The 506-nt window shown below is 64.6% G+C and carries 1 protein-coding gene; it reads left to right on the forward strand.

Going from position 1 to position 506, the window contains the following annotated elements; translation table 11 throughout:
* Positions 1-506, forward strand: a 506-nt coding sequence (locus tag AACY45_RS28005; protein ID WP_339548718.1) for an aromatic ring-hydroxylating oxygenase subunit alpha, incomplete at both ends; no start/stop codon positions are given.

A 506-nucleotide genomic window follows, 5' to 3' on the forward strand; every position in this document is an offset into this window, starting at 1 on the left:
GTGCCCCTATCACGCCTGGACCTATGAAACCGACGGGCGGCTGACCGGCGTGCCGATGCGACGCGATTACCCCGCGCTCGACCTGGCCGAAAACGGCCTCGCGCGCGTCGATCTGGAGATCTGGCGCGGCTTCGTGTTCGTCCGGCTGGAGGGCGACGGCCCCTCGATCGCCGAGATGATGGCCCTGTATGACGCGCAGATCGCCCCCTATCGCTTCGAGGAGATGCAGACGCTCAGCCCAGTCCGGCTGCGCGACCGCGCGGTCAATTGGAAGAATGTCGGCGACAATTATTCGGACAATCTCCACATCCCGGTGGCGCATGACGGCCTCACCCGACTGTTCGGCAAGAGCTATGCGATCGAGGCCGAACCCTGGGTCGACAAGATGTCGGGTCGCCTCGTCGATCGCCCCTCCGACAACCCGTGGGAGCGCTTCTACCAGACGCATCTGCCACCAGTCCCACATCTGCCCGAGGCGAACCAGCGGCTGTGGCTCTATTTCAAGC

Origin of the sequence: Pseudomonas sp. RA_35y_Pfl2_P32 (assembly GCF_963970735.1) — a bacterium.
Classification (GTDB): Bacteria; Pseudomonadota; Gammaproteobacteria; order Pseudomonadales; family Pseudomonadaceae; genus Aquipseudomonas.